This window comes from Anaeromyxobacter oryzisoli (assembly GCF_022690765.1).
GTDB classification, from domain to species: Bacteria; Myxococcota; Myxococcia; order Myxococcales; family Anaeromyxobacteraceae; genus Anaeromyxobacter; species Anaeromyxobacter oryzisoli.
Map to the genome: position 1 here is coordinate 1 of NZ_JALCZA010000097.1, position 16,576 is coordinate 16,576.

Sequence of the window (16,576 nt, forward strand, 5' to 3'; positions counted from 1 at the left end):
GGGCTGCAGGGCGCGCGCGGCGTCGTCCCCTGCGACACGCTCGCGGTGGCGACGCCGCCCGCGCCGCTGACCGAGCTCGCGCGCGCCCTCGGCGCGGCGGTCCACCTCGACGCCGGGCTCGGCGCGTTCGTGGTCTCGGTGGACGCGGCGGGTCGGACCGCGGTGCCCGGGCTCCTCGCGGCGGGCGAGGTGACCGGGGCGATGGTCGCGGGGCGGGCGGTCGAGGGCGGGCGCGCCGCAGGGGAGGCCGCATGACGAAGACCTTCGCCTGCACCTGCGAGGACGTGACCCTCGACGAGGTCCGCCGGGCCTTCGCCCTCGGCCATCGGGACCTCGAGTCGGTGAAGCGGTACACCGGCTTCGGCACCGGCCCGTGCCAGGGGAAGAGCTGCCTGGCGCGGGTCGTCGGCGAGCTGCTCCGGCTCGGCGCCACGCCCGGGGAGGTCCAGCCCTTCACCGCGCGCGCCCCGGTCCAGCCGGTGGCGTTCGGCGAGCTCGCCGCCCTGGACCCGGCGACGCTCCCGCTCGACGAGGGGATCCCGGTGGCGCCCGCGCCGCTCGAGCACCCGCCGCGCGCGGGGGACCGGCCGGCGCTCCCGGCCCGCGCCGACGTCGTGATCGTGGGCGGCGGGATCATGGGGCTCGCGCTCGCGGCCGAGCTCGCCACGCGCGGCCGCACCGACGTCCTCGTGCTCGAGGGCGCCTACCTGAACGCCGGCGCCTCCGGCCGGAACGGGGGCGGCGTCCGGGCCCAGTGGGCCACGCCCACGATGATCCGGCTCGCCCGCCGCTCGCTCGAGCTCTGCGCCCGCTTCGCGGTGGACATGGGGGTGAACGTCTGGTTCCGCCGCGGCGGCTACCTCTTCCTCGCGCCCACGCCCGAGCAGGTCGCCCGGATCGAGCGGAACGCCGCGCTGCAGCGGCGGGAGGGGCTCCGGACCCGCGTCCTGGGCCCCGCCGAGGCGCTCGAGGTCGTCCCGGAGCTGGACCCCTCGCGCTTCCGCGCGGCGAGCCACAACCCCGACGACGCCGTGGTCTTCCCCTGGCCGTTCCTCTGGGGCTACGCCGGCAAGGCCGAGGCGCTCGGCGCGAAGGTCCGGACCTTCACGCGCGTCACCGGGTTCGAGACGGCCGGCCGGCGGGTCGCGGCGGTGACCACCGACCGCGGCCGCGTCGCGTGCGAGACGGTGGTGGTCGCCGCCGGCGCCTGGTCGAAGCAGGTGGCGGCCCTCGCCGGCGTGGCGCTCCCGAACCGCCCCACCCGCCACGAGATCCTGGTCACGGAGCCGCTCAAGCCCTGGCTCGACCCGCTCGTCTCCGTGCTCGGCACCGGCCTCTACTTCTCGCAGTCGCAGCGCGGCGAGCTGGTGGGCGGCATGGGCGATCCGGAGGAGCCGGAGGGCGTGATCCAGGGCTCGACCCTGCGGTTCCTCGCGCGGTTCGCGCGCGCGGCCACGGAGACCGTCCCGGCCCTCGCGGGCGTCAAGGTCGTCCGGCAGTGGGCGGGCTGCTACGACGTCACCCCCGACAACAACCCCATCCTCGGGCCGGCCGGCTTCGAGAACTTCCACCAGCTCTCCGGGTTCGTCGGCCACGGCTTCATGATGGCGCCCGCCGTCGCCGAGCTCTACGCGGACTGGCTCACCGGCCGGGGCAAGCACGACATCTTCGACCGCTTCGGCCTCGGGCGGTTCGACGGCGGCGCGCCGCCGAGGGAGGATTTCATCATCGGGTAGCGGTATAAGCGCGGGCATGGCACTGCAGAAGAAGATCGCGTTCCTCGGCACGGGGAACATGGCGGAGGCGCTCGTGAAGGGGCTCCTCCGCGCCGGCACCGCGACGCCCGAGGAGATCGTCTGCACCGAGCCGCGCCCCGAGCGGCGCGAGGAGATCTCCGGCCGGTACGGCGTCCGCTGCGTCCCCGGGAACGTCGAGGCCGTCGAGGAGGCGGACATCGTCGTCCTCTCGGTGAAGCCGCAGATCATGGACCAGCTCCTCGCCGAGATCGCGCCCGCGATCGACCACCGCAAGCTCGTCGTCTCCATCGCCGCGGGCGTGCCGATCGCCACGATCGCCAAGAAGCTCGGCGCCGGCGTCCGCGTCGTCCGCGTCATGCCGAACACGGCGGCGCTCGTCGGCGCCGGCGCGGCCGCGCTCGCCCGCGGCGCGAACGCCACCGAGGACGACCTCCGCCAGGCCAAGACGCTCTTCGAGGCGGTCGGCACCTCGGTCGTCGTGGAGGAGCACCAGCTCGACGCGGTGACCGGCCTCTCCGGGTCGGGCCCCGCGTACGTCTTCCTCGCCATCGAGGCGCTCGCCGACGGCGGCGTGAAGATGGGGCTCGCCCGCCCGGTCGCGATGGCCCTCGCCGCCCAGACGGTGCTCGGCGCGGCCAAGCTGGTGCTCGAGACCGGCGAGCACCCCGGCCGGCTCAAGGACCAGGTGACGAGCCCCGGCGGGACGGCGATCGCCGGCGTGCACGCGCTCGAGCAGGGCGGCCTCCGCGCCGCGCTCATCGGCGCGGTCGAGGCGGCGACGGCCCGCTCCCGCGAACTCGGCCAGAAGGCCGCCGCGAAGAAGGAATGACGGTCCCGGCGCTCCGCTCGAACGGGTCGGCCCCTCGCGCGGCGCGGCGCTCCCTCCCGCTCCTCGCGGCCGCGCTCGCCGGCCTCGTGGGCTGCCGGTCCGCTGGGCCGTGGCCGGTGGTGCGCGTGGACGCCCCCGCCGCCGCGCCGGGGGCGCCCGCCGACGCGCAGGCGCTCGGCATCGCGCAGGCGGTGCGCACGGTCGCCGCCGAGGAGCGGCTCACCTGCCGGGCCGAGGGCGGCGCGGTCCTCCTGGTCTGCACGCCGGGCGACGTCGGCTCGCGCCTCGTCCAGGCTCGGCTCGCGGTGCGGCGCGCCGGTACCGGCGTGGAGGTGATCGCCGACGCCCCCTTCGCGCGCCCGGGCGATCGCGACGTCTGCCGGCTGGCAGGCCGGCTCGTCCGCGCCATCGACGCGGAGCTCGGGCTGCCCGCCGCGCGGATCCACCCCGGGAGCGGGTGCGCGAGCGACGGCGAGCCGTGAGGCCACCTTGGATTCATGGCGACACCCGCTCGCCTTGCTGCGGCGCACACTGCCTGCCTGCGTAGGGCAGCCCCCTCCCTGCGCTGCCCGACGTGCCTTCCAGGCTCCACGTTCTCGCGCGGAGAGCAGGGCCGGTCGCAAAGGGACCTTGCAGGCGAACGGCCTTGAATGACGAGCGCTCTGGGCTCAGGAAGATGGAGAGGCCGGGGCGCCGCAGTGCGTGGGAATCGTCTGCGCAAGATCGGCCTCGAAGAGGCCCGCGTTTCACTCATAGCGCTACGAGCCTCCGCCGGCACCGTGGCCCTGAGTGCTGCTGTTCGTTCGCGAGGCGGCCGACGCTTCACGGTGAGCGTCGGGCCGCAGCCCTTTCGCGGGAACCCTGGTTTCACCATTCGGCGATTGACGCGTTTTCCGGTCGGTGACGTTTCGCGAGCCTGGCTCGTCCGAAAAGGCCTCTCTCGCAGTGCCGGGCGGGCGCCGTACGCCGCGAGTTCGCGTGGTGCCGAGGCGCGAGGGCCGGCTTTCGTTCTCGCGCCTGGCGCTGAATGCGTGCGTCTGGGGAGGTCGCGAGATCGCATGAGACCATCGGTTCATGCACGCACGCGATCTCTCCGCCCGCCTCTCCGAGCTCCTCCGCCGCGAGCACGAGTCCATGGCCGATTTCCTGGTCGCGCTCGCCGACTTCGATCGGCGCCACCTCTGGCGCGACCTCGGCCACGCGAACCTCTTCTCCTTCCTCCACCGGGACCTCGGCCTCTCGAAGGGCGCCGCGTTCTACCGGAAAACCGCCGCCGAGCTCGTGCAGCGCTGCCCCGAGGTGATCGAGCCGCTCCGGGACGGCCGGCTCTGCTTCACCAGCGTGGTCGAACTCGCGAAGGTCCTCACCCCGGAGAACCGCGACGAGGTGCTCCCCCGGTTCTTCCACCGTTCGAAGCGCGAGGCGCGGGAGGTCGTGGCCGAGCTGAAGCCGGTCGAGGCACCGCCGCGCCGGGAGGTCGTCACCGCGGTGCGCAGTCCGGCTCCTTCGGCGGCAGCAACCGTAGTGGAGCTTCCGGTCGCGGCAACTGACGCGACCGTGCCGGCGCAGCCACCTGAATCCGCCGCGCCGGGCGGTTGGCCAGCAGAACACCTCGATGCCAACTCTCCGCGCGTCGCGGCGCACGCCCCATCTTCCCGCGAGGCGCGCGGCGAATCGGTCGAGCCGCTCAGCGCCGACCTCCGGCGGCTCCATTTCAACGTCTCCCGCCGCTTCCTCGCGAAGCTCGCCGCCGCGCGGGATGCGCTCTCCCACTCGCACCCGTGCGCCAGCACGGAGGAGATCCTCGAGGTCGGCCTCGACCTCCTCCTCGCCCGAAGCGCCAAGCGGAAGGGACTCGTGCAGAAGCCGCTCGCGGAGCGCCGCCCCTCGAAGCCGGAGCACATACCTGCCGAGGTGAAGCGCGCCGTCTGGATCCGCGACGGCGGCCGCTGCCAGTACCCCCTCGACTCCGGCGGCATTTGCGGCTCGACCTACCAACTCGAGTTCGATCACCGCAAAGCCCAGGCCCTCGGCGGTCCGCCGACGATCAAGAACATCCGCCTCCTTTGCCGGGCTCACAACCAGCGCGCCGCTCGGGAGGCCTTCGGGGACGCCTTGATGGACCGCTACACGCGCCGGTCGAACGGTGAGCTCCTCGACTCCGCACCTACCGCGCGAACGGGAACGCAGCCGCCGGGCGCAGTGAAGAAGAAGCGCTCGGGGTGAGCGGATAGGCGGGCGACGGTCACGACCGTCGTGCGTGTTCCAACTCTGGCGGCACCGCGCAACGACGGCTCGGCCGGTGCCGCTGCGAGCGGCTCATCATGCCCTTGCAGCACGGGCTTCTTCGGGGCCGATCTCGTCACTCCGGTCCCCGCCCGCGGGCGGCGCCTCGGCCTCCACCTCCTTCCCGAGCCAGCCCCACGCTTGCCGTGCAGGCGCGCTCGCCCCCCCGCGGCCTCCCAGCGCGAAACACCTCGCAATGCGGAGGCGGGGCCGCGACGACGTGATGAATTGTCTGCTCGGCCGTCGTGTAGCCCCCGCTCGGCGACGGCATCGTGTGCCTCGCGACGCTCGACGCAAGCGGGTGACGCCATCTCGCTCACTCGGTCGTCTCGCAGCTCGCCCACCCACAGTGCGTACAGGTGAGGCACCCGCCGCTCTTCACGAGGAGCGCGTCGCACTGGGGGCAGCGCTCGCCGTCCCGGATCCCGCCGCTCGTGAGGACCTGCCTCGCCCGCGAGCCGTCGCGGTAGACGGTGATCCCCTTGCAGCCGAGCTCGAAGGCGAGGGCGTAGGCCCGCGCCACGTCGTCCACGGTCGCCTCGCGCGGCAGGTTGATGGTCTTCGAGACGCCGTTGTCCACGTGGCGCTGGAAGGCGGCCTGCATCCGGACGTGCGCCTCGGGCGCGACGTCGTACGCCGTGGCGAGCAACCGCTGGACGGCCTCCGGCACGCCGTCGATCCCCCGGGCGCGCCCCGCGCCGCGCACCGCGGGGATGGCCGCCTCGGCGCCCGCCGCCCGGAGCGCGGCGGCGGCCGCCGGGTGCTCCTCGCGCAGCTCCACGTCGCCGAGCGCGCGCCGCACGTAGGCGAGCGCGAAGAGCGGCTCGATCCCCGAGGAGCAGCCCGCGATGAGGGCGAGCGTCCCGGTCGGCGCGATGGTCGTCACCGTCGCGTTCCGGCGCGGCGCGGCGCCGGCCCGGGCGAGCGCGCTCGTCGGGAACCCGGGGAACGGGCCGCGGAGCCGCGCCAGCGCCTCGCTCGCCGCGTGGGCCTCGCGCTGCACGAACCCGGCGACGTCCCCCGCCAGCGCCAGCGCCTCCGGCGCGTCGTAGGGGATCCCGAGGGCCACGAGGAGGTCGGCCCAGCCCATCACGCCGAGGCCGATCTTGCGGTTCCGCGCGCTCACCGCGGCGATCTGCGGGAGGGGCCACGCGTTCACGTCGAGCACGTCGTCGAGGAACCGCACGCCGTCGCGCACGCACGCGGCGAGGCGATCCCAATCCACCGCCCCGCCCCGCGCGAACCGGGACAGGTTCACCGACCCGAGCGTGCACGCCTCGAACGGCAGCAGCGGCTGCTCGCCGCACGGGTTCACCGCCTCGAACCGGCCCAGGTCCGGCGTGGGGTTCGCCGCCTCGACGCGGTCGAGGAACACCAGCCCCGGCTCGCCGGACTCCCACGCCGCGAGCGCGATCCGATCGAGGAGCGCCCTGGCGTCGAGGGTCCGCACGACGGCGCCGGAGCGCGGGTGGCGGAGCGGCCACGGCGCGCCGGCGGCGGCGGCGCGGAACAGGGCGTCGGGCGCCGCGACCGACACGTTGAAGTTCTCGAGCCCCGGGCCGCGCTTCGCGTCCACGAACTCGATCACGTCCGGGTGGTCGGCGGCGAGCACCGCCATGTTCGCGCCGCGCCGGACGCCGCCCTGCTTGATGATCTCGGTCGCGGAGTCGTACACGCGCATGAACGAGACCGGCCCGCTCGCCACGCCATGGGTGGTCTTCACGACGTCCCCGCGCGGGCGGAGCCTCGAGAACGAGAACCCGGTCCCGCCGCCCGACTGGTGGATGAGGGCCGCCCACTTGAGCGCGTCGAAGATCGCCGCGAGGTCGTCGTCCACCGGCAGCACGAAGCAGGCGGCGAGCTGCCCGTGAGGCCGCCCGGCGTTCATGAGGGTCGGGGAGTTGGGCAGGAGCTCGAGCGCGGAGAGGCGCGCCTCGAACCGCTCCGCCCAGGCGCCGCGCTCCGCCGGCGCCTCGGCCGCGGCGACCGCGCGCGCCACCCGCCGGACCAGCTCGTCGGGGGTCTCCACCACCGCGCCCCCCTCGTCGCGCAGCAGGTACCGCCGCTCGAGGACGTGGCGCGCGTTCTCTGTGAGCGAGATCATCGAGAATCTTCATAGCCGGCGCGCGCCTCCGCCGCGCGGCCCGGTTCCCGGGCGCGCGGGCGGCAGGCGGGCTGCGATGGCGGCCGGCCGGGCGCCCGCCCGGCCTGCAGGACTGCGCGACCCCATCGCGCCCACGCCCTTGCCGCACCTCGAGGGGGCGACCCAGATTCGGGCAGCGGGGACAGGCACCTCTACGACCGGAGCGAACATGGCGGAGCGAGAGAAGGAGCGCGAGCGGCGCGGCGGGAACATGACGGTCCGCGAGGCGGGGCGGCTCGGGGGAGAGGCGCGGAAGGAGCAGCTCGGCTCGAAGGGCTACTCGGAGCTCGGGCACAAGGGAGGACAGCGCGTGCGCGAGCTCATCGAGGAGGGCAAGCAGGTGGAGCGCAAGTAGCGGAGGCGCGAGCACGGAGCGCGAGGGCGCACCACGGCCTTGTGCCGCCGGCGGGCCGGTGCGAGAACAGGACACATGCGACGCGTCCTCCTCTCGTCCATCGGACTCCTGCTGCTCGCCGCCTGCGTCACCCCCGCCACCGTGCCCGACTCCGAGCGCGCGCGCCTCGACCGCGAGCTCGTGGGTCGGCAGCGCTACCTCCGCGTGGCGATGTACGCTGGCCCGCTCTGGCAGGACACGACCCGGACCTTCATCACCGACCAGCCCGGCGCGGAGCTCGACCTGCTCGAGAACGAGAGCGGGAAGCCCATCCCGCCGCCCCCGCCCGAGCGCGTCCTGGCGCCCGGCACCCCCGTGCGGATCCGCAAGATCGAGTTCCCGACCACGTGGGGGATGGCCGAGCGCGTGATGATGACGCCGCGTTACAACGCGTGGGTGTACCTGGACGGCCCGAGCGCGGGCCGGCCGCTCGTGATCGTGCTCCCCCGCGACATGACCCGCTTCGACGACATCCGCGCGGAGCTCGATCGCGTGCTCACCGCCGATGATCCCGCGCGGACGTTCTACGCGCTCCCGCAGGAGCAGCGCGAGGCGGTCCTCCGCAAGCAGCCCATCGACGGCATGGGGCAGCGCGCCCTCGAGATGGCCTGGGGCCTCCCCGAGAAGAAGCGGATCGACCGCCCCGCCGGCACCGAGGAGTGGACCTGGCCCGGCGGGAAGCGCCGCGCGTACCTGCGCGACGATCGCGTCGAGAAGATCGAGAAGTAGGACCAGCCCGCAGGGTGGAGGGACCCCGCCGCAGGCGGGGGGAGGGGCGCAGCCCCTCCGCGCGGGGACCTCGCGCGCCGTCGCGAAGCGAAGCGCGCGAGGTCACGGGCCCCGCGCAGCGGGGGTGGGGCCCCGACGGCTCTGCCGGCGGGGCGGGGCGGCACGCCCCGCTCGATCACCTGGACCTGGCCCGGCGGGAAGCGCCGCGCGTACCTGCGCGACGATCGCGTCGAGAAGATCGAGAAGTAGCGAAGCTCGGTCCGCGGGGTGGGGTCGCCGCAGGCGGTCCGGACCGTCACCGTGCCCGTGCCCGTCACCGTTCCCCGTGCCCGCTTCCCGTGTCCGGCATTCCGTGGCCCGTAGCTCCGTCGGACCACGGGTTCCGGGCCACGGGCCACGCGACCCGGTTCACGGGTCACGGAGAGGCCCGGTGACGGTGACGGGCACGGACGCGGGGCCCGCGCCTACTTCCGCTCCCGGCCGTGGCCGCGGCGACCGCCCCGCCCCCGGTCGCCGCCCTCGCGGCGCTCGCGCCGGCCGGCGGGCTCGGTCGGCTGGGGCGTCACCCCGATCGCGACGCAGAAGACCGTCCCCGCCGCCAGCTGCGCGACGAGGTCCGCCTCGCTCGCGACCGGATCGCGGAAGAGCGTCGCCGCCTTGCCGAGGTCGGCCAGCTCGCGGGCGCCGGACGCGCCCGTGCACGGGAGGTTCAGGTGGTCGGCGGCCTCGATGGCGAGGTCGTTCGTCGGTCCGGGGACCCGCGCGTTGAGCCCCTCGATCGCCGCGAGGCCGTCGAGGGAGAAGAGCGCGTCGCCGCTCGGGCGCTCCACGGTGCGATCGTATGGGTGGGCCGCGACGACCACCCCACCCAGCGCCCGGACCTTCGCGAGCACCTCGCGCACCGGCCACGGCGTCGCCGCGCCGAACGCCTGCGGCGGCGCCGGGACCGCGGCGGGATCGGGGAAGAAGCACAGGTAATGTCCGCGATCGGTCGCGATCTCGACGCCGCACAGCGCGAGGAAGCCCTCGTCGCGCCCCGCGGCGCGGATCTCCTCGAGGCCGTCGAGGGTGTTCAGATCCGTGAAGGCGACGCCGTCGAGCCCCACCTCCTTCGCGCGGCGCACGACGTCGCGCGGGGGCAGCGTCACCCCGCGCGTGTGGTGGCTGTGGACGTGGAGATCGATGAGCATCGAGCGAGCCCCCGGAGCGGCGATCGGGCCTGGGTGTTAGCACGCGTCCCCTCGAACTCCAAGGGGACGCGGGGCGTCCGGCCCGCAGGCCGTCACGCCTGGAGGACCGGCTCGCGCCGTGGCAGGCCGCGCTCCTCGGCGGCGCGGATCAGATAGCCCATGAGCATCAGGCTCGAGGTGTTCTCGACCGCCCGACCCGGATCGCGCGAGATGAGGTTCGCGCTGTAGGACAGGAAGAACTGCGCGAGCTCCTCCCCGGCCTCACGGGTGATGAGCGCGTTCAGCTCGTCGGATCCCATGGTCCGGATCCGGTTGATGAAATCGATGGCGAACCCCTTCTTCACGCCGGGCATCGGGGGCCTCCACGCCGCGCGCTCGTAATCTAGGGAGCGCGCGGAGGCGGAGCCAGCCACCGCGGCCCGGCCGCGGGCAAAACCGCCAAGCGGTATCGGCGCTTATGGCCGTCGCTTCCTTGACGGTCCGGGCGAAAGCTGGCAATCCTTCCAGGGGGCGACGCGCAGGGGGCGAGGGAGCGATGGAAGGGGTCAGCGCGATGAACTTCACGGGAGTGAAGGTCTTCTCCGCCACGAAGGCGAAGGACCGCGAGGAGCTCGGGGGGACCGTCACCCGCTGGATTCGCTCCAACGCCGACCTGGAGATCGTCGATCGCGTCGTCACCCAGTCGAGCGACGACGAGTTCCACTGCCTGACGATCGTGCTGTTCTACCGGCAGAGGCCGGCGGGGTAGCGCGGGCTACGCGGGCTACGCGGGCTACGCGGGCTACGCGGGCTACGGCTGCGCGCCGCCTTCGGGCGGCTTCGGCGCATCCGCCTTGCGGGCCGGCGGCTCCTTCATGGCGTCCTTGAAGCCCCGGATCGCCTTCCCCACCCCTTCACCGAGCTGGGGCAGCTTCGAGGAGCCGAAGAGCAGCACGACGATCAGGAGAATGACGATCAGCTCCGGAAACCCCATGACGCGCTCCGCTGGTTGGTCCGTGCACAGGACGACTCCGCGTTACTACACTCGAACGGGGCGAGAGGCAAACGGCACGGCGCGGCGGGGACCTTCCGGGCATGCCGCGTGGGAGGCCGCCTGTCCCGGGCGACCCGGGACGTGCTAGGAGCGTCCCGCATGAGGCTCAAGCAACGACCCGAGGACTTCCAGGTCACGGAGTCCTGGCGATTCGACGAGGATCGCCACGGCCGGCACGTCGTCTACCTGATGGACAAGCAGAAGCTCTCCACCTTCGACGCCGTGGAGCGGATCTGCGCCCGCTTCAAGATCCCGCGCGCGGCGGTGAGCTACTGCGGCCTCAAGGACAAGCAGGGCCGGACGACCCAGCTCGTCGCCATCCAGGGGCGCGAGATCGAGCTGCAGGATCCCGACCTGCGGCTCAAGCCCCTCGGCCGGACGGCCGCCCCGCTGTCGGCGGCGAACACGACCTCGAACCGGTTCGCGGTCACCGTGCGGGACCTCTCCGACGACGACGTGGCGCGCCTCCCCGCGTCCATCGCCGAGGTCCGCCGCCTCGGCGTCGTGAACTACTTCGACTCCCAGCGGTTCGGCTCGCTGAAGCACGGCCAGGGCTTCATCGTGAAGGACCTGATGCGCGGCGACTTCGAGGCCGCGCTCAAGAACGTCCTCGCGCGGCCGAGCGAGCTCGACCGGTCGGACGACGCACGCGTGAAGGGGTTCTGGAAGGAGCACTGGGGCGACTGGGAGCGGCGGAACCCCTACCCCGGAGCGGAGCGGTACCAGGCGGTCACGAGGTGGCTCCGCACGCACCCGGACGACTTCCGGGGCGCGCTCCTCCGGACCGAGCCGCGCTGGCGAGCGCTCCAGGTCTTCGCGTACCAGAGCTGGCTGTGGAACGAGGGGGTGAAGCAGTACCTCCGGGACGTGGTCGGGATCCGGAATCTGCTCTCGGTGAAGTACCAGGCGGGCGCCCTCCTCTTCCCGCACGCCCTCGACGCGGACCGGGCCCGGCTCCTCGAGGGGAAGACGTTCCCGCTCCTCGCCCCGGCCACCCGGTTCGCGGACCCGGTCGTCGAGCGCGCCGCCCTCTCCGTGCTCGGCCGGGAGGACATGACCCTCGCCTCGCTCGCGATCCCCGGGACGCCGGAGATCCACTTCGACCCCGAGGAGCGGCCGCTCCTCGTCCACCCGGGGCGGCTCGCGGTGGGCGAGGCCCGCCCCGACGAGCTGAACCGCGGGCGCTTCCGGGTCAACGTGGCGTTCACCCTCCCGCCCGGCGCCTACGCGACGCTCGTGGTGAAGCGGCTGTTCCAGTGGACGCTCGCGCCGCATCGGGACGAGCGTCGGCGCGGGCGCGGCGAGGGGGACGAGGCCACCGCGGCGCCGGCGACCGCGCCGGCCGCGGCGCCGAAGCAGGAGCGTGCGGCCCGCGCTCCTTCGTCCGCGCCGGCCCACGCCGCGGAGGAGCAGCCCAAGCTCGGGTTCCTCGCCCGCCGGCGAGCGGAGAAGCAGGCGCGCGCGGCGCGGCGCGCGGCGGCGAAGAAGCGCTGAGCACGGGCACGGGAGGGGCTGACGCCCGCCTCAGCACGGCCGCGGGTCGGCCCACTCCCACAGCAGCGCGCCGTCGCGCGTGAGCGCCTGGAGCAGCGCGGCCACGCGCTCCACGTCCGCCTGCGGCGGCACGTCGATCGCCACGAGCTTCGGCCGCATCAGCTCGTGCGTGCACCCGAGCTCGAGGACCTGATCGAGGAGCGCCTGGATCTCGGGCGCGGTCAGCTCGACGTCCGGATCGAGCGCGAGCCGCAGCGTCCGGTGGCCGCACTTCTCGACCACGTCCTCGAGGAGGGGCGCCTCGTCCCCGGCCGGGGCGGCGACGCGGACCACGTCCTCGCGGGAGATGCCGTACGCGAAGAACGGGCAGCTCTCGACGCGGTACCGGCCGCTGCCGAGCGGCTCCGCCCAGAGCCAGTCGTCGGCGGGCCCCTCCTCGCCGGGCGTCCTCTCGAGCGGGACGCGAATCCGGACCAGTCCGTCCACGAGGTCGACGTCCGTCGCCATGCTCCCCCCGACCTTCGAGATCGTCTTACCTGGAGCCGAGCCGCTCCGCGATGGCGTCGGCGAGCCCCCTGCCCGTGTGCTCCTCCGGCAGGACGCCGACCGGGAGGCCGGCCACGCGCAGCGCCTCCGCGGTGGTCGGGCCGATCGCCGCGAGGAGGACCCGGGCGAGGAGCTGCGCCCCGTCGCCGAGCGCTCCGGCGACCGCCCGCACGGCCGAGGGCGACGCGAACACGACCGCGTCCACCTCGCCGGCGCCGATCCAGCCCGCGAGCGGCGCCAGGGCGGCGGGGTCGGCGGGGACGGTCCGGTAGGCCTCGACGGCGACGACGTCCGCGCCCGCGGCGGCCAGACCGGCGGGGAGCTCCGGGCGCCCCTCGGCGGGGCGCGGGAGGAGGACACGCCGGCCGCGCACGCGCGCGCCGAGCTCGGCCGCGAGCGCCTCGCCCTTCGCCTCGGCGGGGACGAGATCCGGCGGGCGCACGGCGGCGCCGAGCCGGGCCGCGGTGGCGGGGCCCACGGCCGCGAGCTTCGGCCGCGCGAGGGCGGCGGCGGGGAGGCCGAGCGCCGCGAGGCGCGCGACCGTCCGGTCCACCGCGGTGGCGCTCGCGAAGACCACCCAGTCGAAGCGGTCGAGCGCGCGCAGCGCCGCGTCGAGCGGCGCCGGATCGGCGGGCGGCGCGAAGGCGATGGCGGGCAGCTCGCGGACGGCGGCGCCGAGCTCGGCGAGCCGCGCCGCGAGCGCGTCCTCGCCGGCCTTGCCGCGGGTGATGACGACGGTGCGGCGATCGAGGCGGGGCGGCACGGCGGCCCCTACCGCTTCGGGGCGGAGAGGGCAGTGCCCTTCCCCTGGGCCTCGCGGAGGATCTCGTCGGCGCCCCTCGAGAGCAGCTCCTCGGCGAGCGCGACCCCGAGCTTCCGCGCGTCGGCGTGCGGGCCGCGGCGCTCGCCGCGGATGACGCGCTTCCCGTCGAGCGAGGCGACCAGGGCGCGCATCCGGAGCTCCGCGCCCTCGATCGTGGCGTGGCCGGCGATGGGCACCTGGCACCCGCCCTCGATGCGGACGAGGAACCCGCGCTCCGCCTCCGCGCGCACGCGGGTGGCCGGGTCCTCCAGGGCGGCGAGCCGCTTCAGCGTCGGCGCGTCGTCCGCCCGCGCCTCCAGGGCGAGGGCCCCCTGCGCGACCGCCGGGAGCATCTCCTCGACGGGGAAGACGTAGGTCGCGTGCTCGGCGAGCCCGAGGCGGCGGAGCCCCGCGTACGCGAGCACCACGGCGTCGAGCTCGCCGGACGCCTTGCGGAGGCGGGTCTCGACGTTGCCGCGGATGACCTCGAGGCGGAGATCGGGGCGGAGCGCCATGAGCTGCGCGCCCCGGCGGAGGCTGGAGGTGCCGACGCGCGCGCCCTGCGGGAGGGCCTGGAGCGTCCGGTACTTCGGCGAGCAGAGCGCGTCGCGCGGGTCCTCGCGCACCGGCACCGCGGCGAGGACCAGGCCGTCGGCGAGCAGCGCCGGGAGGTCCTTCATCGAGTGGACGGCGATCTCGGCCTCCCTCGACAGGAGGGCGTCCTCGATCTCCTTCACGAAGAGCCCCTTCCCGCCCACCTGGGCGAGGGGGACCTCGAGGATCTTGTCACCCCGGGTGACGAGCTCGTGGAGCCGGACGTCGAGCCCCGGCTCGTTCTTCCGGAGCAGATCGGCGACGTGGTTCGCCTGCCACTTGGCGAGCGGGCTGCGGCGGGTCGCGATGCGGATGGTCACCTGGAGTTCACCTTTCTCTGCGTTAGCTGCGCTCGGACGCCGCCGCGGAGGCGCGGCCGGCGCCGTTGCCTGCGGAGCGCTCCTCGCTCTCCGCGCTCGTCGCTTCGTGGGGCTCGTGGTCGATCCCGAACAGCTCCGCCGCCGCGCCCGGGAGCGAGGTGTCGCCGGAGGCGGCCGCCTCCTTGAGGCGCGCGGTCGGGCCGTGCAGGAGCTTGTTGACGATCGCCTGCGCCATCGCCTCGACGCTCTTGCGCCCCTTGTCGTCGAGCTTCAGCCCGACCTGGGCGAGGGTGCGCTCCGCCTCGGCGCGCGCGATCTTCTCCGCGTGCCGCCGGAGCTGGGCGAGCACCGGGAGCGCGGCGCGGGCCTCGCGCTCCTTCGCGAAGGCCATCACCTCGGCCTCCACGATCGCCTCCGCCCGGAGCGCCTCCCCGCGCCGCGCCTCGCGCGTCGAGGAGACGACGCGCTCGAGGTCGTCCACGTCGTAGGCGTAGACGTCGCCGAGCTCCGCGCAGGCGGGATCGACGTTGCGCGGCACGGCGAGGTCGATGAGGCAGATCGAGCGGTGCCGCCGCGCCTTCATGGCGGCGTGGAGCATGTCCCTCGTGAGGACGAAGGTCGGGGCGCCGGTCGAGACGATGACGACGTCCACCTGGACGAGGAGCTTCGTGAGCTCGTCCCACGGGCGGAACGTGCCGCCGACCTGCGCCGCGAGGGCCTGGCCGCGCTCGGGGGAGCGGTTCGTGACGAGGATCCGATCCGCGCCGAGCACCTGGAGCGCCTTGGCCGAGAGCGCGCCCATCTTGCCCGCGCCGGCGAGGAGGATCGACCGGCCGCGCAGATCGCCGAAGATCTTCTCGACGAGCTCCACCGCCACCTGCGACATGCTCGTCGCGCCCTTCCCGATGTCGGTCTCGTTCCGGACGCGCTTCGCGGTGGCGAACGCGCGGTTGCACAGCCGCGAGAAGTAGGAGCCCGCCGCGGACGCGGCGCTCGCGAGCCCGTAGGCCTCCTTCACCTGGCCGAGGATCTGCTGCTCGCCGACGACCATCGAGTCGAGGCTGGAGGAGACCCGGAAGAGGTGCCGGATCGCGTCGACGCCCTGCTTCACGTAGAGGTGCGCGCCCGCGTCGGCGGCGCGCGAGGTGAAGAAGCGCCGCGCCGGCTCGTCCGCCTGCGCGTGGACGAACACCTCGACGCGGTTGCAGGTCGAGACGACCATCGCCTCCGACACGCCCTCGGTGCTCCTCAGCTCCCCGAGCGCCGCCTTGAGGGCGTCGCCGGTCAGCGCCACCCGCTCGCGGACCTCGATCGGGGCGCTCTTGTGCGAGAGCCCCACGAGGAAGATCTCGCGCTCGCTCACTGCGCGTCTCCCGCCCGGGCGGCCGCGCCGTAGTCGCCGGCGTGGCGCGTGACGCCGGGCACGGACTTGAGGGTCACCATGGAGCCGAGCACGATCACGAACCCGACGAGGGTCAGGACCGCGTAGCGCCGGCCGTGCCACCCGGTGTGCCGGAGCTGGACCATGGCGCCGTACAGCAGGAACACGGCGAGCGAGACCACCTGCTGCGGGTCCCAGGACCACGCGCTCTTCCACACCACCTTCGCGGTGAGGGTCCCGGCGACGATCGCCACCGTGTAGAACACGAACCCGGTCCGGACGAGGCGCTGGTTCAGCCGGTCGAGCGCATCCAGGGACGGCAGCCTCGAGAACAGCGCGCCGAAGCGCTTCCCCTTCACCTCGCGCTCCTGCAGCAGGTACATGAGCGAGACGCCGAACGCGAGCCCGAACAGGGCGACGCCGAGGACCGCCGTGACGATGTGGAGCGTGACCGAGGGGTTCCGGAGCGTCTCCGGAGGCACGCCCGCGTGCTCGGGCCCCACGAAGAGCAGCGGGAACAGCACCACCAGGATGAGCGGGGTGATGAACGCGCCCACCGTCGGCAGGCGGTACCAGCGCTGCAGCACGAGGTAGATCCCGGCCGCGAGCCACACCATCAGCACGAGCCCGCCCCGGAGGCTGAAGAACTCCTGCCCGCCGAGCTCGGCGCAGCCCACGCCGATCGCGATCGCGTGCACCGCGAAGGCGGCGGCGAGGAACCAGAACCCGATCGTCGCCGCTCGCGCGATCCGCGGGCGCGCGAAGAAGACGACGTACGCCGCGGTGGCGACCGTGTAGAGCGCCGTGGCTGCGCGGAGGATCGTCACGCTCATGATCGGTGCTTTCCGGCGGCGGCTGGCCAGGCCGTCGCGTCGCCCGGCACGTGGCCGGGCGTCAAGAGAGGTTCTCCAGCAGGAAACGGGCGAGGGCCTCCGCTTCCTTCCGTTTCTCCTCGAGCTCCCGGGGCAGCGGGGCGCCACCGAAGCGCTTCCCCGGCCCCCCGCCCGACGGCGCGCGCGGCGCCGCCGCCGCGGTCGCCGGCTTCGGGGCGGTCGCGGCAGGGGTCGCGGCGCTCGCC

17 protein-coding genes and 2 pseudogenes are annotated in these 16,576 nt (G+C 74.4%); 9 read left to right on the plus strand and 10 right to left on the minus strand.

Going from position 1 to position 16,576, the window contains the following annotated elements; translation table 11 throughout:
* The 5 genes and pseudogenes from MNZ27_RS20425 to MNZ27_RS20445 form a co-directional block, all read left to right on the plus strand.
* Positions 1–255 (plus strand): annotated as a pseudogene (locus tag MNZ27_RS20425) (2Fe-2S iron-sulfur cluster-binding protein); the annotation flags it as partial.
* Complete coding sequence (locus tag MNZ27_RS20430) at positions 252–1,736, plus strand: FAD-dependent oxidoreductase (RefSeq protein ID WP_242395934.1); 1,485 nt, start codon at positions 252–254, stop codon at positions 1,734–1,736. The pseudogene MNZ27_RS20425 and the gene MNZ27_RS20430, both read left to right, overlap by 4 nt.
* Positions 1,737–1,752: 16 nt before the next feature.
* Entirely contained in the window at positions 1,753–2,586 is an 834-nt protein-coding gene (proC, locus tag MNZ27_RS20435; RefSeq protein WP_242395935.1) for a pyrroline-5-carboxylate reductase, read from the plus strand.
* Positions 2,583–3,068 carry a hypothetical protein gene (locus MNZ27_RS20440; RefSeq protein WP_242395936.1) on the plus strand — a complete coding sequence of 162 codons (486 nt, stop codon included), beginning with the start codon at positions 2,583–2,585 and terminating at the stop codon, positions 3,066–3,068. The genes proC and MNZ27_RS20440 overlap by 4 nt, the downstream gene beginning before the upstream one ends.
* A gap of 592 nt (positions 3,069–3,660) precedes the next feature.
* Entirely contained in the window at positions 3,661–4,812 is a 1,152-nt protein-coding gene (locus MNZ27_RS20445) for an HNH endonuclease signature motif containing protein (protein WP_242395937.1), read from the plus strand.
* 376 nt (positions 4,813–5,188) lie between these two features.
* Here MNZ27_RS20445 and MNZ27_RS20450 read toward each other — a convergent pair whose 3' ends face one another.
* Positions 5,189–6,976, minus strand: coding sequence for an adenosylcobalamin-dependent ribonucleoside-diphosphate reductase (locus MNZ27_RS20450; RefSeq protein WP_242395938.1), 1,788 nt, complete (start codon positions 6,974–6,976; stop codon positions 5,189–5,191).
* Positions 6,977–7,184: 208 nt separating this feature from the next.
* Between MNZ27_RS20450 and MNZ27_RS20455 the strand changes: the two genes are divergently transcribed.
* Both MNZ27_RS20455 and MNZ27_RS20460 read left to right on the plus strand, forming a co-directional pair.
* Positions 7,185–7,370, plus strand: a complete 186-nt coding sequence (locus tag MNZ27_RS20455; protein WP_242395939.1) for an Em GEA1 (EM1) — start codon at positions 7,185–7,187, stop codon at positions 7,368–7,370.
* 75 nt (positions 7,371–7,445) lie between these two features.
* On the plus strand, positions 7,446–8,138 hold the full coding sequence (locus tag MNZ27_RS20460) for a hypothetical protein (protein ID WP_242395940.1): 693 nt from the start codon (positions 7,446–7,448) through the stop codon (positions 8,136–8,138).
* Between the two features lie 464 nt (positions 8,139–8,602).
* Here MNZ27_RS20460 and MNZ27_RS20465 read toward each other — a convergent pair whose 3' ends face one another.
* Positions 8,603–9,328, minus strand: coding sequence for a PHP-associated domain-containing protein (locus MNZ27_RS20465; protein WP_242395941.1), 726 nt, complete (start codon positions 9,326–9,328; stop codon positions 8,603–8,605).
* 92 nt (positions 9,329–9,420) lie between these two features.
* Complete coding sequence (locus MNZ27_RS20470) at positions 9,421–9,681, minus strand: hypothetical protein (RefSeq protein WP_242395942.1); 261 nt, start codon at positions 9,679–9,681, stop codon at positions 9,421–9,423.
* A 182-nt stretch (positions 9,682–9,863) separates the two neighbouring features.
* Between MNZ27_RS20470 and MNZ27_RS20475 the strand changes: the two genes are divergently transcribed.
* On the plus strand, positions 9,864–10,076 hold the full coding sequence (locus tag MNZ27_RS20475; protein WP_408629704.1) for a hypothetical protein: 213 nt from the start codon (positions 9,864–9,866) through the stop codon (positions 10,074–10,076).
* A gap of 42 nt (positions 10,077–10,118) precedes the next feature.
* Here MNZ27_RS20475 and tatA read toward each other — a convergent pair whose 3' ends face one another.
* Positions 10,119–10,301 carry a twin-arginine translocase TatA/TatE family subunit gene (tatA, locus tag MNZ27_RS24115; RefSeq protein ID WP_308198002.1) on the minus strand — a complete coding sequence of 61 codons (183 nt, stop codon included), beginning with the start codon at positions 10,299–10,301 and terminating at the stop codon, positions 10,119–10,121.
* 159 nt (positions 10,302–10,460) lie between these two features.
* On the opposite strand from tatA, the gene truD reads away from it, so the two are divergent.
* A complete protein-coding gene (gene truD, locus MNZ27_RS20485; protein ID WP_242395943.1) occupies positions 10,461–11,855 on the plus strand; it encodes a tRNA pseudouridine(13) synthase TruD in 1,395 nt (464 codons plus the stop codon).
* A gap of 30 nt (positions 11,856–11,885) precedes the next feature.
* Here the strand turns inward: truD and MNZ27_RS20490 are convergent, their stop codons facing one another.
* From MNZ27_RS20490 to MNZ27_RS20515, 6 genes and pseudogenes are all read right to left on the minus strand, one after another.
* The gene (locus MNZ27_RS20490; protein WP_242395944.1) at positions 11,886–12,362 is read right to left on the minus strand and encodes a DUF4265 domain-containing protein; all 477 of its coding nucleotides are present in this window, start codon (positions 12,360–12,362) and stop codon (positions 11,886–11,888) included.
* A 25-nt stretch (positions 12,363–12,387) separates the two neighbouring features.
* Complete coding sequence (locus MNZ27_RS20495; protein ID WP_242395945.1) at positions 12,388–13,164, minus strand: uroporphyrinogen-III synthase; 777 nt, start codon at positions 13,162–13,164, stop codon at positions 12,388–12,390.
* Positions 13,165–13,172: 8 nt separating this feature from the next.
* A complete protein-coding gene (gene hemC / locus MNZ27_RS20500) occupies positions 13,173–14,117 on the minus strand; it encodes a hydroxymethylbilane synthase (protein WP_242395946.1) in 945 nt (314 codons plus the stop codon).
* A gap of 22 nt (positions 14,118–14,139) precedes the next feature.
* Positions 14,140–15,480 carry a glutamyl-tRNA reductase gene (gene hemA / locus MNZ27_RS20505; RefSeq protein ID WP_242395947.1) on the minus strand — a complete coding sequence of 447 codons (1,341 nt, stop codon included), beginning with the start codon at positions 15,478–15,480 and terminating at the stop codon, positions 14,140–14,142.
* Complete coding sequence (locus MNZ27_RS20510) at positions 15,477–16,331, minus strand: cytochrome C assembly family protein (protein WP_242395948.1); 855 nt, start codon at positions 16,329–16,331, stop codon at positions 15,477–15,479. The genes hemA and MNZ27_RS20510 overlap by 4 nt, the downstream gene beginning before the upstream one ends.
* A gap of 61 nt (positions 16,332–16,392) precedes the next feature.
* Positions 16,393–16,576 (minus strand): annotated as a pseudogene (locus MNZ27_RS20515) (hypothetical protein); the annotation flags it as partial.